The following is a 19,621-nucleotide window of genomic DNA, read 5'->3' as shown; positions in this document are numbered from 1 at the left end:
CATCTATCCAATAGTGAAAATTGCTTTATTTAGTGGTTATAAGCTTATATTATGACCACCGATACCCACAATGAGCGCATAGCTAATATGACTTTTGCCTCGGTTTACCCCATGTACGTTACCAAGGTTGAAAAGAAAGGCAGAACCAAAGAAGAATTGCACCAGGTAATAACTTGGCTAACCGGTTTTGATGATGCTAAATTGCAGCAGCTAATTAATGAGAAGGTAACTTTTAAAACGTTTTTTGAGAAGGCCACGCTTAATCCCAATGCCCACCTCATTACCGGCACTATCTGCGGTTACCGCATTGAGGATATTGAAAACCCCTTAACGAAACAGGTAAGGTATTTAGATAAACTGGTTGATGAACTGGCTAAAGGTAGAAAGATGGAAAAGATATTGAGAGATAAGTGAATCAAGTATTTAAGCAAATTCAAAACCTGTGACGAGAATCAGGGTAGAGGCTTGGCTACTGCTTTGCTTATTAACCTTAATGGTGATAAAAATAAAAGGACAGATAGCGTGACGTACTAATATGATTTAATAAAAACGCCACTTAATTAACCAATAATAGGTTTGCTAAGTGGCGTTTGGTTTTTAAATATTACTTTAATGCTGCTTTCATCAATGCTACATTAGTGGATATTTCTTTAGGTAGAATTTTAGCGTTGGTCTCAACATCCTCGTCATCATATCTTAAATATTTCCAGGTGCCGTTGGTGTTGGCATCCTTAATGGCCAACAGGTAGTTAGTGCCTTTAATGCGAACTTTACCAGGAGCCAGTTTTTCAATGGTATTATCTTTCATTTTGGCCTTGGCTATCATATCAACCAATGAAGGTTGGGTTGATTCCAGTATCATGCTTTGGTTATACTTACCTAAACAAATGGTGGCATTGCTTAACTTTTTTAAAGGACTAAGCTTTAAACCAACTGGCACTTCCTCATAAATAGTTTTAATGCCCATACCGGTTAATACTCCTTTTGCCATAGCACTCATTTGTTCTTTTGGCATCAGTTTAAACATCGGCGGATAGGTCATATCCAGTATTTTATCAATTTCGAGTTTGCGGGTATAGCCAATAATAGTTTGAAAATCTTTCTGAATAATCGGGGCGTCTTGTGCAACAGCGGCTGTAAAGCTTAAGGCCAGCAGGCACATGATAAGTTTTTTCATGTAGATGTTTTTTATTAATGTTTTTCAGGAACAACATTAAGACCATGTGGTATAAAGCCTAAATTGAGATAGGCATCTCTATAAAATATCCCTTTAATAGGGTGTTATACTGTTTATAAAGGTAATGTAAACCAAAATGTAGAACCAATTCCTTTTTCGCTATCAACCCAAATACGGCCCTGGTGTTGTTTTATAATTTCGGCACTTAAATACAAGCCTACGCCAAAACCCGATATGTATTTAGTATGGTCGGAATTTACCCTGTAATAACGTTCAAATAGCTTTTCCTTATCCTGGGGTTTAATACCCATACCTTCATCTTTTACACTTACCCATACCTCATCATCATTTATCTGTGTTTCAACAACAACACTTTCACCTCGTGGCGAATATTTGACAGCGTTGGATAGGAGGTTTGAAATTACTGAACCAATTTTATCGCGGTCGGCAATGATCTTTATAGGATTGCCATGTTCAAATATAAATTGATGACTGGTAACGGTTAGGCGCATATCGTTAATACTTTCGCTAATCAATTCCTGCAAATCAAATTGGTGCTTATCAATATTTAACTTGCCCGACTCTAACCTCGATACATTTAAGAAGCCATTAATTAATGCCGTCATTTTACGCGATTGTTGAGCAGCCTTATTTAAGGCGGTAAAAGCAAATGTGTCGGGCGATTTTGCTTCTCTGTGTTGTAGTACCTGTATTAAAGCATTAAGCGAGGTAAGCGGAGTTTTTAACTCATGGCTTGCCATGCCAATAAAGTCGTTTTTGCGTTGCTCGTTTTGTTTTTGCTCGGTAATGTTGCGTGCTATTTTAGAAACGCCGGTAACACGGCCTTCTTTATCTTTTATAGGCGATATGGTTAATGATACGTCAATCAGCTTTCCGTCTTTGGTTTGGCGTATGGTTTCATAATGGTCAATTTTTTCGCCATTTCTTAAGCGTGAAAGTATGGTAGGTTCTTCATGCTGGCGGTCTTGTGGAATGAGTGTTAATATAGGTTTACCTACAATCTCGTCTTCGGCATAACCAAATATATTTTCGGCACCCCGGTTCCAGCTGGTAACAATACCATTCAGGTCTTTTCCAATAATAGCATCATCTGATGATTCAACAATGGCTACCAGTTTGGCGCTATGTTCATAAGCCTTGCTAATTTCATCAACCATTTGCTGAAGACGATGCTCACTATTATTTAAATCTTCGTTTGTAGCCGAAAGTTCCTCGTTCATGGCCGAGAGTTCTTCATTGAGGGCCTGAGTTTCTTCGTGGCTGTTTTGCAGTTCTTTTGTGCGTTCTTCAACCCGTTGCTCTAGTTGTTCATTAGCGGTAACTAACTCTTCTCTTGCAGCTGCAAGTTCTTCATTCATCGCAGTTAGTTCTTCGTTAGCAGCGGTCAGCTCTTCATTTAAAGCAGTGGTTTCCCGCTCGCTTTTTTCTATTTCACTACGGAGTGCATCTTTTATACTAATATCGTTAGTGACTTTCTTGTAAGAGTAAACCACCACAACAAATGCCAATATACCTGCGCCAACAATAAACCAAGGCGTTAAATCCGAATAAAAATTAACCTTACTTGTGCGCTCTTTTAATAATATGTTTTCATCAGCCTCAGCCTTGGCAACTGCTTCTCTAAGGGCATCCATAGCGGCCTTGCCTGCATCAAGATCTGATGCTGAAATAATTTCATCTTTTAGTTTTTTGACCGTGATTTCTTGTAAAATGTTGAGCCGTTTCTTTAGTATTGTATGTATGGTCTCAATATTGGCTTGTTGTGCTTTATTATCGGCAGTAAGGTTTTTAAGTTCGGCAGTAAAATCGGCTGCTTTTTGGTATGCACCGTTATAAGGTTCTAAAAATTGGGTTTTACCTGTAAGCAGATAACCACGCTGTCCGGTTTCGGCATCTTTAACAACTGAGAGCAGTTTTCCGAGCTTTTGCATAACCTCGCCACTATGCGAAACCAACTCATTACTATGTATCAGCTGAGTTAATGTTACGTATGATACCGAGCTTACTGCAATAAGTATTAACAAAGAAAAACCGTATCCCAATTTGAGATATCGGTTAAAATTGTTGATCATGGAGCGTAGATGTTTAAAGCGATAAAAATTTCTTGTATATGATTTTGTGCAAATACTTAATTAGTACTAACACATAACAAGCTTTGTGGTTTTAGTATTAAATTTTTTTTGTGATATATTGCTTATAAGTTTTGTCTATCAGCTATTCAAACAATCGATTTTTAGTTTACTTTCTGTAATCATACCTTTATCATGTATTAGCAAGTTACCATTTAACAAATTATAAACTATCATGGAGAAAGATTCGAACGACATTAGCAAATGTCCATTTCACAACGGTACATTAAATAATAGCACGGCCGGGGGCGGTACCCGTAACCGCGACTGGTGGCCTAAGCAGTTAAAATTAAATATACTTCGCCAGCATTCTGATTTAACCAATCCAATGGATAAGGATTTTAATTATGCTGAAGAATTTAAAAGTTTGGATTTACAAGCGGTAAAACAGGATTTGCATGCTCTCATGACCGATTCGCAAGACTGGTGGCCTGCCGATTTTGGCCATTACGGTGGTTTATTTGTACGTATGGCATGGCACAGCGCCGGTACTTACCGCGTAACAGATGGCCGTGGTGGGGCTGGAGCAGGAATGCAGCGTTTTGCACCCTTAAACAGTTGGCCCGATAATGTGAGCCTTGATAAAGCCCGCCGATTGCTTTGGCCTATCAAACAAAAATATGGCCGCAAAATATCATGGGCCGATTTAATGATACTTACAGGTAATGTGGCACTCGAGTCGATGGGTTTTAAAACCTTTGGCTTTGCCGGTGGCCGTGCCGATGTTTGGGAAGCCGATGAGTCGGTTTACTGGGGTTCAGAGCATACATGGTTAGGTGGAGATGTTCGTTATGCACACGGTTCAGAAGGGGTTGACGGACGTGGTGTACTGGTATCTGATGATGATGCCGATGGCCAGGTTCATGAACGCAACCTGGAAAAACCGCTTGCTGCAGTGCAAATGGGATTAATTTATGTAAACCCCGAAGGCCCGGACGGTAACCCTGACCCTGTTTTAGCTGCTAAAGATATAAGAGATACTTTTGGCCGCATGGCCATGAATGATGAAGAAACTGTTGCGCTGATAGCCGGGGGACATAGTTTTGGTAAAACTCACGGTGCGTCAACTTCAGATCATGTAGATAAAGAGCCCGAAGCCGCAGGATTAGAATTACAAGGCTTTGGCTGGAAAAATAGTTTTGGCTCAGGCAAAGGTGCCGATACCATTACCAGCGGCTTGGAGGTAACCTGGACCAAAACACCAACACAGTGGAGCAATAACTTTTTTGAAAACCTGTTTGGCTTTGAATGGGAGTTGACCAAAAGCCCGGGCGGTGCTCACCAGTGGGTAGCTAAAACCGATCAGGAAATCATACCTGATGCTTATGATGGTGCCAAAAAACATCGTCCAACTATGTTAACTACCGACCTTGCTTTAAGGTTCGATCCGGCATATGAAAAAATATCACGCCATTTTTTGGAGGATTTTGATGCTTTTGCAGATGCATTTGCCCGCGCTTGGTTTAAATTAACCCACCGCGATATGGGGCCACGGGCATTATACCTTGGAACAGAAACCCCGCAGGAAGAATTGTTGTGGCAGGACATTATTCCGGCAGTTAACCATGAGTTGGTTAATGATGCCGATGTGGCCGATTTGAAAAGCAAAATTTTAGCATCAGGCCTGAGTGTATCTGAACTGGTTTCAACAGCATGGGCTTCGGCTTCAACTTTCCGCGGCTCTGATAAACGCGGTGGCGCAAATGGTGCCCGCATACGCCTGGCTCCGCAGCGTTACTGGAGAGTTAACAATCCAACCCAATTGCAAAATGTGCTGAATGTATTAGAAGGCATTCAGAATGATTTTAACGGTAGCCAGCAAGGCGGTAAAAAAATATCATTGGCCGATTTGATTGTACTGGCAGGCAACACTGCCATTGAAAAAGCCATAGTCGATGCCGGTCACCAGTTTGTTGTGCCTTTCACCCCCGGCCGTATGGATGCCTCACAGGAGCAAACCGATGTAGAATCGTTTGGTTACCTTGAGCCATTAGCTGATGGTTTCCGTAACTACCGCAAAAGCCAACTAAGGGCATCAACCGAAGAATTGCTGGTTGACAAAGCCCAGTTATTAACCCTAACTGCACCCGAACTTACTGTATTAATGGGTGGTTTAAAAGTAATTAATATCAACTTTGATGGCTCGAAAGCAGGTGTGTTAACTACGCGCCCTGGGCAATTAAGCAACGACTTTTTTGTGAACCTGCTTAATATGAGTACAGAGTGGAAGGCCACATCGCCTGATAAAGAGCTGTATGAAGGTGCCGACCGCAAAACCGGCGAGGTAAAATGGACCGCAACCCGCGCCGATTTGGTATATGGTTCAAATTCCGAACTCCGCGCCATAGCTGAGGTTTATGCAGGTGCAGATGCCCAAAAGAAATTTATAAATGATTTTGTTGCGGTCTGGACCAAAATCATGAATCTCGACAGGTTTGACCTGAAGTAATTATAACTGAATTATTTCGTAACCTATAAATGCAAGCCGCCTCAATTCGTCATAATTGGGGCGGCTTTTATGTGTGTGTGACTTGCTTATACAGGTTCTTACCCTTTAGATTATTATAGGTTTGTTAAATTTTTCCGCCTTAAAATCAATATTTTATAGCTAAAAACTTACTAAACCAGTAAAAGGCTCTTTACATATACGCTAAAGTTGTATCTTTGTAGCCACAAGCTTCTCAAATATATGAGAGGCTTTTATTATCTAAATGCGAAAGTAGCTCAGTTGGTAGAGCACGACCTTGCCAAGGTCGGGGTCGCGAGTTCGAATCTCGTCTTTCGCTCTCTTCAAAAATCCCTCATCATATTTTGGTGAGGGATTTTTATTTTTAATATATGCCATATTAGTTTATTTAATAAACTTTTTTCGAAGCTTGTTAAGCTGTCAACAAAAAAATCATTTTATTTGTACTGCCTTTCACCTCCAATTAACCAATTGACCAAAGTACCCGTTGTTGCTGATATATAATATTTAGGGGAGAAGATGAACGTTTGCGCTGCAATAAACGATAATGAACTTGCCGTAATGCTACGTCAGGGAAGCAATGCTGCGTTTGAGGAAATTTACCGGCGATACTGGGATAAGTTATTTAACTCGGCACACAAGCGTTTGGCCGATTTTGAACTTTGCGAAGAAGTTGTTCAAGACATATTTGTAAAACTTTGGGAAAAACGCGAATTGCTCAGTATCAGCACCGGGCTTTCTAATTACCTGCACACGGCCGTTAAATACAGCGTTATTGATTATTATCGCAAACGCCTTACACAAGACGCCTTTATAAGTGTGCAGCTGGCCTCACCTCTTGCTGATACTTCTACCGAAGATAATGTAATTCTTAACGATTTAAAACGCTATCTCGAAACTTTGATAGGCCAGCTGCCCGATAAATGCCGCTCTGTATACCAGTTGAGCCGTGCCGAGCATAAAACTAATAAAGAGATAGCCGCTATACTCAACATCTCCGAAAAAACAGTTGAAGGTCATTTAACCAAAGCACTTCAAGCCCTGCGTTTTGGCATGGCCGACTACCTTCCGCTGGCCGTTTTAATTTTTTTAAAAAAAAGTATCTGACTGGGCAAGGGTAACACCCTTACTTGCACGACTATACTTTTATAAACCAAATTATAACCATCCTTTTTTGTATGACAAACGAGCAACTTGCCGAATTGATGGAGAAATACCGTAAGGGTACCTGTACACCTGAAGAAGCGGCTATTTTAAATCAATGGTACGCCAGCTATCAAAACAAGCCCGATATGTTGAACACCTTGTCGGCTGCAGAGCGTGAACAAATTCAGCTGCGCATGTACAAAAAAATATCATCACGTATAACAATTACCAATGAGTCCAAAACCCGCAAACGTATAATTCCGCTTTGGTTAAAAGTAGGGGTGGCTGCAGCATTAACCGGTTTTGTATTGCTATTTGTTTGGAACAGGCAAACCGCAAATCATAACACCACAGCCATCGTTTCCGAAAATTGGGCTAACATCAGCAACAACGGAAAAAACATTATTAAACAAGATCTGCCTGACGGAAGCAGCGTTTGGTTGAAACCCGGATCAAGGTTAAGTTATCCTAAAGCTTTTGCCAAAGCATCGCGTAATGTAAAAATGCAGGGCGAAGCTTTTTTTGAAGTTGCTAAAAATCCCCAGTGTCCTTTCATTATCGAGAGTAAGCACATCATTACCAAGGTTTGGGGTACCAGTTTCAGCGTGTTGGATAATTATAATATGCAAAAAGCAACGGTTACGGTGTTAACCGGTAAAGTATCTGTTAGTAAAACAGGCAGCGAAGCGCACTTAGCGGGAGCTAAACTGCTTGCCAGTGAGGTTGTGCTGCATCCTAAGCAACAAGTTGTTTATAGCGAAGCCGATAATTCATTTTTTGCAAACCGAAATGCCGATATGGGTACTATGAATCTTTGGAAGCATATAGACCTGTCATTTAAAAACGAGAAACTTACCGGAATTGCTTTGGTACTTAACCAAAAATTTGGGGTTCAAATAAAAATCGAAGGCGAAAAGCTGAAAAATTCCTCCATGACGGCTGACCTTACAGGCCTTAACCTGCCCGAAGTGCTCGAGGTACTTAAAACCTCCATGAATATTAATTACGAGATTGCCGAAGACGATCTCATCATACTTAAAACAACCAATTGATAATTAACCTAATTAAACAATTTATGAGAAAAGACATACCTACTTAAAAGTAAAATCCCACCGTTTACAAAAAAGGTACAAGAGTGTTGCAGCACCTTGTACCCCTAAAGTTTCAGCCCGTTTGGTGAACATCAATAAAATTGGTGAACGGGCGTAGTATTATATTTTTTTGTCAAAATACAATCATTTCAAATTTATGAATTTTTGTTTACATCATTCGCATTTCTGGCGTAAGATCATGAGAATCACATTCAGTCAGTTGCTCTTTATTATATTGATGACTGGTATCACTTATTCAAAACCAACCTTGGCACAAGAGATATTGAATAAGAAGATAAGCTTAAGCGTGCGCGAAAAAACTTTGGCCGATGTGTTAGAGATATTGGCCAAAACCCACCGCGTACAGTTTATTTATAACCAGGACGTTATACGTACGAGCGACAAAATATCAGTACAATTTAATAACCAGGAGCTTAAGCAGGTATTAAACAACCTGCTTACCCAATACCACATCAATTACCAGGTATTTAAAAGCAAGATCATTCTTATTGATGTTCAGCCAACTTTACCTCAAACACCGGCCTCAAACCAGGTTCAGGCGGTTGATATTACCGGTATGGTAGTGGATGAAACCAACCAGCCGCTTGTAGGTGTTAGCGTAACTGTTAAAGGCAGTAGCAAAGGCACCATAACCGATGTTAACGGTAATTTTAAAATTGCTGTGGGCAGCACCAACGATATATTGGTTTTTAAATATGTGGGCTACAACAACCTTGAGTTGCCTGCCACCGGCCAGTTACCCCTTACCATTAAGCTAACGGCCGATTCAAAATCGCTTAATGAAGTTGTGGTAGTAGGCTATGGCACCAAAAAGAAGAGCGACTTAACGGGGAGCATTGCCTCTTTAAATTCTGAAGATATTGTAAAATCGCGCGCACCAAGTGCCCAGGAAGCCTTACAGGGTCGCATGCCTGGTGTTGATGTTAAGCGCAGCTCGGGCAAACCCGGCGCCGATATGAATATTGAAATACGTGGTGTGAACTCCATTTATGGTAACACCCAACCATTATATGTGGTTGACGGTATTCCGGTGGCAAATATTAGCGATATAAACCCGGCGGATATTGAGCGTATGGACGTGTTAAAAGATGCATCCTCTACCGCCATATTTGGTTCGCGCGGTGCCAATGGTGTAGTTATTGTTACTACCAAACGCGGTACACGTGGCAAAACCAAAGTAAATTATGATGGCTATGTTGGTTTTGTAAATGCCTACAACATTCCTAAAGTAATGAATGGCTCCCAGTTTGTTGACTACGCCCGCGAATATTATCGTACATTAGGTACCAACGTTACACCCAACGTAACTTATACCGACGCGCAAATATTTTCGCCAACCGAGTTATCAAACATAGCCAGCGGCAACTATACCAATTGGGTCGATCTTATTAAACGCAATGGTTTACAAACCAATCATAACCTGTCAATTACTGGTGGCGACGAAAAAACACTGTACTTCCTTTCTGCCGGCTATCAGCATTATGAAGGGGCACTAAAGGTAGAAAATACCAAGAAGTACACCCTGAAAACAGGTTTGGAGAAAACCCTGAGCGATGCTGTTAAAATTGGAGCATCAATGTACGGTACCTTTGCCGATTTTAACCTGGGCAGCGGCGAGGTATTCCGTAGCGCTTACCGTTTACGCCCAACCGGCAGTGCTTATAACGCCGATGGCAGCAACCGCTTTTTTGCTTACGAAACCGAGGCGCAAATAACCAACCCGCTTTATGATTTTGATAACGACCTTAACCGCAAGCAGTATGTACGTTTGTTACCCAACCTGTTTGCCGAAGTTTCGTTCTTCAAAGACCTGAAGTTCCGCTCATCGTTTACGCCCGATATTACTTTCCAGCGTTCAGGCACTTATACCGATACTTACTCAAAAATAGGTGCAGGTACCCGTCCTAACGCAGCTACTAACGGGGCTAACCACACATTTAACTACACTTTAGATAACTTGCTTATCTACAATAAGAACATCAATAACGATAACAAGCTGGAGTTTACGCTGGGTAACTCGCTCAACTATTATCAGCAGGATAATAATCTTATTTCGGTTTCGGGCTTACCTTACCGCTCGTTGTGGTACAATGTGGGTAACGTAACTACGGTTAATGGCGTTGCGCCTGCTACCACAGTATCCAGCGCGTATAGCAAACAAACCATCAGCTCTTACTTTTTCAGAGGCAACTACACCCTTAAAAACAGGTACTTGTTAACCGTAACCGGCAGGGCCGATGGCAACTCCATATTTTCGGCAGGTAATAAATGGGGCTTTTTCCCATCGGCGGCTTTGGGCTGGGTAGCCAGTGAAGAGGATTTTATCAAAAATATCTCGGCCATCAACTTTTTGAAATTCAGGTTCAGCTACGGTAAATCGGGAAACGCAGCGGTTAATGGAACTTACTTTTATCCGTACGTAACGCAGTCGGCCGTATCAACCAGTTTCTATGATTTTAACGGAACAACTGCTAACGGATCGGCAGTGGTAAATTTAGCGCCAGCCGCCCTTACCTGGGAAAAAACCACCGAGTATAATGCCGGTATGGAGTTAAGCATCTTCAAAAACCGTATTGCCTTCACCTTCGATTATTATAACAAAACCGCTAAAGGCACACTGTTACCGCAGCAAATACCTGCCGCTAATGGCTATTCAACCATCACAGCGAATGTAGGTTCCATTCGCAACAGCGGTATCGAACTTGGTTTGAATACCACCAACATCAAATCGCAAAACTTCACCTGGACAACCAGCATCAATTTCTCTAAAAACAATAATAAAATTATTGACCTGTTTGGCAACGGCGCCAACGATGTTGGTAACGCCCGCTTCATCGGCCAAAAAGCACGTGTGCTATACAACTACGAAATTATTGGCGTATGGCAAACCAGCGAAGCTGCACAAGCAGCTGTATATGGCCAAAAGCCAGGGCAGTATAAACTGCGCGATGTTAACGGCGATAATAAAATTACTGCCGATGACCGTGTAATACAAGGCAGCGATATACCTGATTGGTTTGGTGGGTTAACCAGTACATTTAACTACAAAAATTTTGATCTTGGTGTAACCGTTTACACCCGCCAGGGCACCAAACAGGTAAGTACATTTTTGGAGCAAGCCATGAACCAGGACCAGGGTCGTGCAAGATTTGGCACCTTCGATCGTAGCTACTGGACAACCACCAACCCAAGCAACACCTGGGCTAACAACGCCATCGAGACCGATGCTACCCGGAGGCTGATTGCTACTTACCAAAACTCATCATATACCAAAATCAGCAACATGACCTTGGGCTTTACCGCTCCAAAATCGTTGGCTTCAAAAATAGGCATGAGCAACCTGCGCGTATACGCCACAGCCTACAACCCGTTCATATGGACCAAGTTTATTGGCTGGGACCCTGAAACGGCCGACCTAAACTCATTTGGTTTACAGGATTTCCGTACCCGCACGTTCATTTTTGGTGTAAACTTTACTCTTTAATTCTTAAACATCGAAAGATACTTTGATATGAAAATTTTAAGAAGCAAAATGCTGCAGTTGTTATTTGTAGCTGCCCTTGCAGGCACTACAGGCTGCAAAAAATATATCGACGAAACAAACCTTGGTACCGCTACCGATCAGCTTTATTACGTAACCAAGCAAGGTTTTGAAGACCTTGCCCGTTCCAACTATCCTAACTTACGATACATTGTAAGCATGAGTTCACTGCATAATTTGGGTACCGATGTGTATACCTCTTATGCAACAACTGATGTTAATCCGCTCAATAATTACAACGTATCGTTAAACTCATCATTGGTGGACCTGGATAATTACTGGAAGCAGTTATACTACACCATTGGCGGCGCTAACAATACCTTGTATTGGGCTACACAGGTTCAAAATATTGATGCTACTACGCTTAATGCCCGTATTGGCGAAGCAAAAGCGTTAAGGGCGTATTGCTATTACCTATTGGTAGAAACGTTTGGCAACGTGCCATTGGTTTTAAACCGTACGGTTGAGGTGAGTACTTCATTTAACCGCGCTGCCGAAAGTGAGGTATATACCCAGATCATTAAAGACCTCACCGAGTCTGTAACCGGATTACCTGCCACCACTACCGATTTTGGCCGCATTACCCGTGGTTTTGCACAGCATCTGCTATCTAAAGTTTACTTAACCCGTGGCTATAAAAGCTATGGCTTGGGCAATGGGGATTTTAACCAGGCGGCAACTTTGGCCGAAACGCTGATAACTTCAGGTACTTATGGTTTGCGTCCGCAATTCTCAACCATGTTCGATCCAACTGTAGCGAACTTCCAGGTAAATAACGAGGTTATATTTTCGGTTCAATACAGCACTAATGTAGCTACCAACCAGGTTTACTTAATGGGTAAAGCGCAAACTACGGCTGTGGTAGGTAATGTGCAACAGCAGTTCTTTTTATGGGATGTGCAAAATGTGGCTACTGTTGGCCGCGCAATATTGTATAATAAACCCAATGCTTCGCATGTATCTGTTCCCGATCCTTACTTTTTTAGTTTGTTTGATAAGCAACGCGATAGCCGTTACCTGAGCACCGTTTGGACAGGGGTTACAGCCCAAACCGCCGGAACCTTAAACGGCAAAACCTTTGCCGCGGGCGATACCATAATTTATTATCCTGATGTAGCTTTTACGCCGGCACAAAAAGCCAATCGTAAGTACTACGTTATTAACCCTGATGAATACCGTACGTCGCCGTTTACCGGTAATACCCGCTCGTTCCCTTTATTTAAAAAATTCAGAGACCCCAATGCGGCCTTTGCCGACAATGGGGGTACGCGCGATACCTATGTATTCCGTTTAGGCGAAACCTATTTGCTTGCCGCCGAAGCGTTTTTACAGGCCGGCAACCAGGCCAAAGCCTTACAGTATTATAACCAGTTACGTGCCCGTGCCGCCAAAGCAGGCAATAACCCGCTTACAGGTGTAGCTTACGCCACCGAAATGCAGGTAACCAGCCTAACACTCGATGATATTTTAGATGAGCGCGCCCGTGAACTGGCCGGAGAAGAATTCAGATGGTTTGAATTGAAGCGTACCGGTAAATTGATAAGCCGCACCCTGGCACACAACGATGAAGCACGTGCGGCAGGTGCATTGCAGGCTATTCATTTGTTAAGGCCCATACCTCAAACTCAAATTGACCTTAACCGTGGTGCTGCGTTTCCACAAAACCCGGGTTATTAGGCCTGCAAAATCAATCGTTCTTTATATTTTATTAATTTTTTGAGCGTGCCGCCGCAACGTCGGCACGCTTTTTTTAAAACTTGCAAAAGGTTTAAAAACCCTGTAATTAACCATTGCTATACCTATTTAAATGAAGAAATTCGCACTAACTTTTTTGCTTGGATGCACAATTTTTGCTGTGCAGGCTCAAAAAAACTATCAAATAACAGCCTACGGCGCAGCAATAACGCATAGCAACAATGCTGTATTTATACAAAAAGCAATTGATGCTGCGGCTGCTAACGGTGGCGGTAGGGTAGTAGTGCCAGCCGGAAATTTTGTAACCGGTCCTGTAGTACTAAAAAGTAACGTTGAACTTTATTTGTCTTCCAACGCAGTATTGTTGGGGAGTGCCCGCCGGATGGATTTTTCGGAAGATAGAATGGCGGTAGTATCGGCTAATGGCCACCAAAATGTGGCTATTACCGGTAAAGGGACTATTGACGGACAAGCGCACCTTTTGATGGCCGATGTATTTAAACAATTACGGGCAGGTAAAATACAGGATGAACTATGGCTTACTAAACGCCCTACAGAAAAGAATCGCCCTAATTTGATTTACTTTAAAAACTGCAAAAATGTTAAAGTAACCGGCATTAACTTGAAAGATGCTGCCAGTTGGGTGCAAAATTACAAGGAGTGTGATGGTGTTTTGATTGATAGCATGAACGTAAACAGCACAGCTTATTGGAATAACGACGGCATTGATATTGTTGATTCTAAAAATGTTAAGATCACCAATAGCTTTTTCAATGCTGCCGACGATGCCATTTGTTTAAAATCGGAAACTACAGATGGCTTTTGCGACAATGTTTATGTTGAAAACTGCACCCTGAGGTCGAGTGCAAACGGGTTTAAATTGGGTACAGGCTCGTTAGGTGGATTTAAGAATATCACTGTAAAAAACATTACCGTGTACGATACTTACCGCTCGGCAATTGCATTAGAAAGTGTTGATGGAGGCTTTTTGCAAAATGTGAAAATAAGCAACGTAAAAGCCAAAAACACAGGTAATGCTATCTTCATTCGCCTGGGGCATCGTAATACCGATGCGCGGTACGGCAGCATAAAAAACGTATTTATCGACGACGTTAAAATCGAAGTCCCGGCCGGTAAACCCGATATAGGTTATCCGCTGGAGGGACCTTTGCCTAAGGTGCCTCCGCATAACTTGCTGCCTGCATCTATTGTAGGGATTCCCGGTCATCCCGTTCAGGATGTTACTCTTCAAAATATTGAAGTTATATACGAGGGTGCTGCAAGCAAACAAAAAGCATATGTTAGTATCGATTCATTGTCATCAATTAATGAAAACGCTGCCGGTTATCCCGAGTTTACCATGTTTGGCGAGTTGCCATCGTGGGGGCTGTATGTGCGCCATGCCGAGAGTATTAAACTAAATAACATTAAAGTTAGCGTTAAAGGAGCCGATTTTCGCCCTGCCTTAGTTTTTGATGATATAACAGGCCTCATGCTTAATAATGTTTCGGTTCCCCAAAATACAACTTTGCCTGCCGTGGTATATAAAGAAGTGAACAAGCTAACCACATCGGCTTTAAGTTTGCCAAAAGGAGCCAATGTTGTTGTAATTAAAAAATAGGCAGGTGAAACTTTAATATTTGCTGCAAAAGGAGATTTAGATTTTGCAATTAACTGTATGTTGCCTAAAGGTTAGCTCTCTCATATTATCAAATTGGTTAGATTTTACCTATAAACAGGCAAGCCAGATGTGTATATTAGCACCCTTAAGCTATTGATAATTATATGTTCCGAAATCTTTTTTGTGTAATTTGTGTGATGTTGGCAATGGCAGGTAATACTGCTTCAGCCCAACAAAAAATTTATAATGTTACAGCGTATGGTGCCGTTGCCGATGGCCGTACCGATAACGCTACAGCCATTCAAAAAGCAATTGACGCAGCCTCGGCCGCAGGTGGAGGAACAGTTATTATACCCTCTGGGGGCATTTATATGGCCAGTCCGTTTAATTTAAGATCGAACATTGTTTTTGAAGTTGAGGTAAATGCCCGGGTGCTGGCAAATCCTGATGAAAAGGCATATACCAAAAGTGCCTTTCGTGATAACAAAGGCGAGGGTACTATATGGATAGGCGGTGAAAAACTGGAAAATGTAACCATTTGCGGAGCCGGAACTATTGACGGTAACGGCACCAGTTTCATGGGTGCCGAACTGGAAGATTCATACGTATTAAAACCATTCAACATAGTTGATCCCCGGCCGCATTTGTTAACTATTGTGGGCGGTAAAAACATCCGCATACGTGATTTGCATATCCGCAATTCGGCCTACTGGACAGTGCATTTAATTGGCTGTGATGATGTAGCCATTGATAATATCACTTTGCTTAACAGCCTTAAAGTTAGAAACAGCGATGGTATAGACCTTGATCATAGCAAAAACGTGCGCATCAGTAATTCTTACATCGAATCGGGTGATGATTGTATCTGTTTTAAAAATCGTCGTGAATATGAAGAGTTTGGGGCTTGCGAAAACATAACCGTAACCAACTGCACCATGACGTCGCGTTCTTGTGCCATAAAAATAGGGTCCGAAAACATGGACCGCATCAGCAACATCTTAATTAACAATTGCATCGTTACCAAAAGTAATCGTGGTATTGGCATTCAAAACCGCGATGAAGGAACGGTGAGTGATGTGATTTTCTCCAATATAATTGTCGATTCGCACCTGTTTTCTGACGTTTGGTGGGGTAAAGCAGAACCCATTTATGTAACGGCATACAGCCGTGCATCGGGCAATCACAAAGATGCTGGCTGGCGTTTTCCTAAAGGACAAACCGAGGGTAAGGTTGGTGCGGTAACCAACATTAGCTTTAGTAATGTAAAATGTACCAGCGAAAACGGTATTTATGTGGGTGGTGAATCGGCAGACAAGGTAAGCAATATTACCTTTGACCAGGTTGATGTGCTTATTAACAAAACCACTACCATACCGGGTGGAATATATGACCGCAGACCGAGTAAAGTTGAAGGCTTACTAAAAGCAAATGTTGCAGGTTTTTATTTTGATAAGGCCGCAATGATTACTATACGTAACAGTTCGGTAAACTGGGGAGATAAACGCCCGGCAAACTTTGCCCATGCAATAGAAAGCCACGATGTACGTGACCTTAAGCTGGTAAATTTTGATGGTTTATCTGCTTTCCCTCAAAAATTAAAACCCGTAATAAAAGATAAATAAACCTTTAATTATAAAATACTTTAGTGCTTGAGGTAATGCCACTTCAAGCATTTTTTTTTAGATTTTTTTTGAAAGACTTCTAAGAAATAATGCTGTTGAAATTTGCTGATCAGCTTAATTCAATTTATAACATACTTTAAAGAGAATCAGGTTTTGTACTTGGGTTTTGAATCGATCATGTGCCTAATAAATTAAAAATCAATGTATTAAAAGGTTGTCTATGTACTGCTCAATGAATTATTTAATTAGTATTAATTCAACCATTGCCGACTACTAAGATATAGATATTAAACATTTATGTAACATTTTTGATATAAATTGGCCGTAGTAGCAAGGGTGATTTTGTTATTTAGATTAACCAACAATTAATCTATATGTACAAAAAAACACCATTAGCGAAAGTAACCCGGAAGGTTGCTTTCGGAGCCGCTGCAGTTATCTTGCTGGCCGGTTCATCAATGTTAACAAGCTGCAAAAAAGGATCTGAGGCTAAACCCGAAGAAGTTCCTGCAGAAACAGCTTCATCTAAAGAGGTATTAACTTACCAGTCGGGCACCAACAATGGCTACTTTTGGTCACTTTGGAAAAGCGACGGAGCCACAGGAAACTGTACTTACACTAATGGTTCTAACGGTAATTATTCCATTTCATGGAGTGGTTTTAACGGTAACTTTACCTGTGGTAAGGGCTGGAGTACAGGTTCTAAAACCAGAACGGTAAACTACAACTGCGGATCTTTTAGTATGAACGGCGGCGGATCTTTTGCCTATTATGGCTGGACAAGAAGCCCGCTTATTGAGTACTACGTGAATGAGAAATGGGGAGGTTCCAGACCTGCATCTTCCGATCGTCGCGGATCGGTTAGTACAGATGGCGGCACGTATGATATATACACAGCTATCCGCACTAACGCCCCTTCTATTGACGGTACCCAAACTTTTCGCCAGGTTTTCAGTACCCGTACTTCACAGGCACCCAGCGCACAAAACAGGAGCATTACTTTTGCTAACCACGTAAATGCCTGGGCAAATGCAGGTTTGGGTCTTGGTAGCGATATTTCTCCGGCAGCAATATTGCTAACAGAGTCTTACGGTACAGGTACCAGCGGATACGTTAACGCAAGCGTTTGGTAATAAACAGATGTAGTGTAAATTTTCACTTATTTTTCTTGTTAAACATTGAAGCCGTCGAGTGTTTACACCGGCGGCTTTTTTATCAAAACACAATGAAGATCTTTTTCTTATTTTTAATATTAGCAGTCGGCCTTTTAACTGCATGCAGGCAACCTGAACACCTTAATGATTCGAATTTTGTAATAGTTGAGGGAGGATCATTTATCAACACTCAATCAAACCTATATGGAAAAGGAAACTTACCCAATTTTTGTATTGGCAAAAACGAAATTACTCAAAAAGAGTGGACAGCTGTTATGGGTATTAATCCGTCGAAATTTAAAGGTGATAGTTTACCTGTAGAAACGGTAAGCTGGTATGATTGTATAGAATACTGCAACAAAAGAAGTATTAAGGAAGACTTAAAACCTTACTATACATTAAATAAGGACCAGAAAGACACGGTTAACAAAAGTGAATTTGATAGTTTGAAATTTATAGTAACAGTGAATAAAGGTGCTAATGGTTACCGTTTACCATCTGAGGCTGAATGGGAATACGCAGCTGGCGGAGGTAAAAAAAGTAAAAGCTATAAATATAGCGGGAGCAATAATATAAATGAGGTTGCCTGGTATTGGAAGAACTCTGGCGACAAAATTTTAACGGGAAACTGGAGTTGGCCGGTATTAGAAAAGAACCATTGTCAAGCTAATATAATTCGTAGTAAAAAAGCCAATGAATTAGAAATTTACGACATGTCTGGCAATGTGAGAGAATGGTGTGAGGATTGGTACCAGGATGATGAAACGCCTCCGGGTATTAAGCGTTCCCAACGGGGTGGTGGCTGGATAGGCGGCGAAAACCGCTGTGAATGTGCCAGCCGTCACAGTTTTGAAGCAAGTGGCAAGGGAGCCGACCAAGGATTTAGGGTATGTAAAGGTATTTAAGATGTTTATAATGACATATAGTGTGAGATTGTGTGTATCGAAGACAGGTAGAGGATAGTAGCTTTAAACTGGTTTTATAACGCTCCAAATTCTCCGGAGCATAATCTTTCCCGATAAGTGATGTAATACTTTTGTTATGGTTTTTAAAAGAGGGTAGGTGTAAAATATATTGCATAAAAAAAGCCTGATACAAAGTATCAGGCTTGTACTCGGGGCGGGAATCGAACCCGCACTCGCTTTAAGGCGAACAGGATTTTAAGTCCTGCGTGTCTACCAGTTCCACCACCCGAGCAGGTGATTAACCTTTTAAAACAAATATCTACTATGGTAGCAGTAGATATTTTGAGCGAAAGACGAGATTCGAACTCGCGACCCCGACCTTGGCAAGGTCGTGCTCTACCAACTGAGCTACTTTCGCATTTAACTTCAGGTGCTTTACTTTCGTTAACCCCTTTCGTTTTTGGTGATGCAAATATAGGCACAAAAGCATATTCTGCAAACAATTATATTAAAGTTTTTTTAACTTTTTTATAACTCGCTGTTATTCAAAACGTCATTTATTAAATCAGCTTCAAAACCACGGCTTGTAGCGTACTGAATGAGCTTATACCGTCGTTTAAAAGTATCTTTTTCGGTGGTTTGTGCTGCTCTTTTGGCCAGCAACTGTTCAAGTTTGAGTAAATAATCGTCCCCATCAATTCCCATAAGCACCTTGTTGATGAGTTTTTCGGGTACACGTTTAAGTTTCAAGCCTTGTTTAATTTTAATGCGGCCCCAGGTTTTCTGATTAAATTTGCCTTGTACATAAGCGCGGGCAAAACGCTCTTCGTTTAAATAATTACCTTCAATCAGCTTGCTAATAATGCGCTCTACGGCATCAGGGTAAAGGCCAAGGTCGTACAGTTTATCGCGTACTTCCTGTTGCGAACGTTCCTGGTAAGCGCAAAAATGCTCGGCTTTGGCAAGGCCGGTCTTTTCGTCAGTAATGCGCTTCTTTTTAGGTTCGTTCATACCTGCGAAATTACTAAAAA

At 41.5% G+C, this 19,621-nt stretch carries 13 protein-coding genes and 3 tRNA genes; 11 read left to right on the top strand and 5 right to left on the bottom strand.

All coding sequences use genetic code 11. From position 1 onward, the window contains the following. The first annotated feature begins 51 nt into the window (after positions 1 to 51). The gene (locus tag QE417_RS03430; RefSeq protein ID WP_311947523.1) at positions 52 to 414 is read left to right on the top strand and encodes a DUF2200 domain-containing protein; all 363 of its coding nucleotides are present in this window, start codon (positions 52 to 54) and stop codon (positions 412 to 414) included. Between the two features lie 190 nt (positions 415 to 604). Here QE417_RS03430 and QE417_RS03425 read toward each other — a convergent pair whose 3' ends face one another. Both QE417_RS03425 and QE417_RS03420 read right to left on the bottom strand, forming a co-directional pair. Continuing rightward, complete coding sequence (locus QE417_RS03425) at positions 605 to 1,177, bottom strand: hypothetical protein (RefSeq protein WP_311947522.1); 573 nt, start codon at positions 1,175 to 1,177, stop codon at positions 605 to 607. 113 nt (positions 1,178 to 1,290) lie between these two features. Continuing rightward, the gene (locus QE417_RS03420) at positions 1,291 to 3,270 is read right to left on the bottom strand and encodes a sensor histidine kinase (RefSeq protein ID WP_311947521.1); all 1,980 of its coding nucleotides are present in this window, start codon (positions 3,268 to 3,270) and stop codon (positions 1,291 to 1,293) included. Between the two features lie 232 nt (positions 3,271 to 3,502). On the opposite strand from QE417_RS03420, the gene katG reads away from it, so the two are divergent. The 10 genes from katG to QE417_RS03370 all read left to right on the top strand — a co-directional run bounded on the left by katG (position 3,503) and on the right by QE417_RS03370 (position 18,590). Next, on the top strand, positions 3,503 to 5,776 hold the full coding sequence (gene katG, locus QE417_RS03415; protein WP_311947520.1) for a catalase/peroxidase HPI: 2,274 nt from the start codon (positions 3,503 to 3,505) through the stop codon (positions 5,774 to 5,776). A 264-nt stretch (positions 5,777 to 6,040) separates the two neighbouring features. Further along, a tRNA-Gly gene (locus tag QE417_RS03410) sits at positions 6,041 to 6,113 on the top strand. A gap of 200 nt (positions 6,114 to 6,313) precedes the next feature. Continuing rightward, positions 6,314 to 6,901 carry an RNA polymerase sigma-70 factor gene (locus QE417_RS03405; protein ID WP_311947519.1) on the top strand — a complete coding sequence of 196 codons (588 nt, stop codon included), beginning with the start codon at positions 6,314 to 6,316 and terminating at the stop codon, positions 6,899 to 6,901. Positions 6,902 to 6,972: 71 nt separating this feature from the next. Beyond that, the gene (locus QE417_RS03400; RefSeq protein ID WP_311947518.1) at positions 6,973 to 7,992 is read left to right on the top strand and encodes a FecR family protein; all 1,020 of its coding nucleotides are present in this window, start codon (positions 6,973 to 6,975) and stop codon (positions 7,990 to 7,992) included. 238 nt (positions 7,993 to 8,230) lie between these two features. Beyond that, positions 8,231 to 11,536: a TonB-dependent receptor gene (locus tag QE417_RS03395; RefSeq protein ID WP_311947517.1), complete on the top strand. Its 3,306-nt coding sequence runs from the start codon at positions 8,231 to 8,233 to the stop codon at positions 11,534 to 11,536. Positions 11,537 to 11,563: 27 nt separating this feature from the next. Further along, entirely contained in the window at positions 11,564 to 13,270 is a 1,707-nt protein-coding gene (locus QE417_RS03390) for a RagB/SusD family nutrient uptake outer membrane protein (protein ID WP_311947516.1), read from the top strand. 130 nt (positions 13,271 to 13,400) lie between these two features. Continuing rightward, on the top strand, positions 13,401 to 14,909 hold the full coding sequence (locus tag QE417_RS03385; RefSeq protein WP_311947515.1) for a glycoside hydrolase family 28 protein: 1,509 nt from the start codon (positions 13,401 to 13,403) through the stop codon (positions 14,907 to 14,909). 206 nt (positions 14,910 to 15,115) lie between these two features. After that, positions 15,116 to 16,531, top strand: coding sequence for a glycoside hydrolase family 28 protein (locus QE417_RS03380; RefSeq protein WP_311947514.1), 1,416 nt, complete (start codon positions 15,116 to 15,118; stop codon positions 16,529 to 16,531). A 374-nt stretch (positions 16,532 to 16,905) separates the two neighbouring features. Further along, the gene (locus tag QE417_RS03375) at positions 16,906 to 17,664 is read left to right on the top strand and encodes a glycoside hydrolase family 11 protein (RefSeq protein ID WP_311947513.1); all 759 of its coding nucleotides are present in this window, start codon (positions 16,906 to 16,908) and stop codon (positions 17,662 to 17,664) included. Positions 17,665 to 17,756: 92 nt separating this feature from the next. Further along, on the top strand, positions 17,757 to 18,590 hold the full coding sequence (locus tag QE417_RS03370; protein WP_311947512.1) for a formylglycine-generating enzyme family protein: 834 nt from the start codon (positions 17,757 to 17,759) through the stop codon (positions 18,588 to 18,590). Between the two features lie 206 nt (positions 18,591 to 18,796). On the opposite strand, the gene QE417_RS03365 is transcribed toward QE417_RS03370, so the two are convergent. The 3 genes from QE417_RS03365 to QE417_RS03355 form a co-directional block, all read right to left on the bottom strand. Continuing rightward, a tRNA-Leu gene (locus QE417_RS03365) sits at positions 18,797 to 18,882 on the bottom strand. A gap of 53 nt (positions 18,883 to 18,935) precedes the next feature. Beyond that, a tRNA-Gly gene (locus tag QE417_RS03360) sits at positions 18,936 to 19,008 on the bottom strand. 110 nt (positions 19,009 to 19,118) lie between these two features. After that, entirely contained in the window at positions 19,119 to 19,601 is a 483-nt protein-coding gene (locus tag QE417_RS03355) for a regulatory protein RecX (RefSeq protein WP_311947511.1), read from the bottom strand. Between the last annotated feature and the right edge of the window lie 20 nt (positions 19,602 to 19,621).

Origin of the sequence: Mucilaginibacter terrae (assembly GCF_031951985.1) — a bacterium.
GTDB lineage: Bacteria > Bacteroidota > Bacteroidia > Sphingobacteriales > Sphingobacteriaceae > Mucilaginibacter > Mucilaginibacter terrae_A.
This window is presented reverse-complemented; position numbering and strand designations above follow the sequence as displayed.

Coding starts and splice junctions, on each gene's coding strand:
- QE417_RS03420 (WP_311947521.1), bottom strand. CDS start 3,270: ATGATCAACAATTTTAACCGATATCTCAAATTGGGATACGGTTTTTCT.
- QE417_RS03380 (WP_311947514.1), top strand. CDS start 15,116: ATGGCAGGTAATACTGCTTCAGCCCAACAAAAAATTTATAATGTTACA.
- QE417_RS03405 (WP_311947519.1), top strand. CDS start 6,314: ATGAACGTTTGCGCTGCAATAAACGATAATGAACTTGCCGTAATGCTA.
- QE417_RS03425 (WP_311947522.1), bottom strand. CDS start 1,177: ATGAAAAAACTTATCATGTGCCTGCTGGCCTTAAGCTTTACAGCCGCT.
- QE417_RS03430 (WP_311947523.1), top strand. CDS start 52: ATGACCACCGATACCCACAATGAGCGCATAGCTAATATGACTTTTGCC.
- QE417_RS03385 (WP_311947515.1), top strand. CDS start 13,401: ATGAAGAAATTCGCACTAACTTTTTTGCTTGGATGCACAATTTTTGCT.
- katG (WP_311947520.1), top strand. CDS start 3,503: ATGGAGAAAGATTCGAACGACATTAGCAAATGTCCATTTCACAACGGT.
- QE417_RS03400 (WP_311947518.1), top strand. CDS start 6,973: ATGACAAACGAGCAACTTGCCGAATTGATGGAGAAATACCGTAAGGGT.
- QE417_RS03395 (WP_311947517.1), top strand. CDS start 8,231: ATGAGAATCACATTCAGTCAGTTGCTCTTTATTATATTGATGACTGGT.
- QE417_RS03390 (WP_311947516.1), top strand. CDS start 11,564: ATGAAAATTTTAAGAAGCAAAATGCTGCAGTTGTTATTTGTAGCTGCC.
- QE417_RS03355 (WP_311947511.1), bottom strand. CDS start 19,601: ATGAACGAACCTAAAAAGAAGCGCATTACTGACGAAAAGACCGGCCTT.
- QE417_RS03375 (WP_311947513.1), top strand. CDS start 16,906: ATGTACAAAAAAACACCATTAGCGAAAGTAACCCGGAAGGTTGCTTTC.
- QE417_RS03370 (WP_311947512.1), top strand. CDS start 17,757: ATGAAGATCTTTTTCTTATTTTTAATATTAGCAGTCGGCCTTTTAACT.